Source organism: Actinomycetospora sp. C-140, from assembly GCF_054796175.1.
The window spans coordinates 1-366 of record NZ_JBTWNF010000052.1 but is presented as its reverse complement, the minus strand read 5'-3'; the positions used below and the strand labels follow the sequence as shown (position 1 = coordinate 366).

At 65.0% G+C, this 366-nt stretch carries 1 protein-coding gene; it reads right to left on the bottom strand.

Translation table 11 applies throughout. From position 1 onward, the window contains the following. Window positions 1–94 precede the first annotated feature (94 nt). Window positions 95–366 (bottom strand): aromatic-ring-hydroxylating dioxygenase subunit beta (locus tag ACR9E3_RS32490; RefSeq protein ID WP_460385210.1); only part of this gene is annotated, 272 nt, incomplete at its 5' end.

The following is a 366-nucleotide window of genomic DNA, read 5'->3' as shown; positions in this document are numbered from 1 at the left end:
GCGAGATCGATGGCCTCGACCGCCATCCGTCCGGGGTGTGCCGGCGTCCGGGTCAGCGCCACCTCGCCCAACCCGGAGATGTAGGCGGCCACGATCAGAGAATGAAGGTGAACGTGTCGAGAGCGGCCATGCGATCGACGAGCACCACCCGCTTCTCGATCAACCGATACACACCCTCCACCTCCCGCAACCGGTACAACACCCGCCCCGCCCACACCCGCTGGCGCTCCACCCGATACTCCACCAACACGAACCTCGCCCAACACGCCACGACCCCCGGATCGGAATCCTCGACGAGACAGAAATTCGACACCACCCGCGACAACGACGACGCCGGAATCTGCGAGATACGGCGAGTCGTCAGCA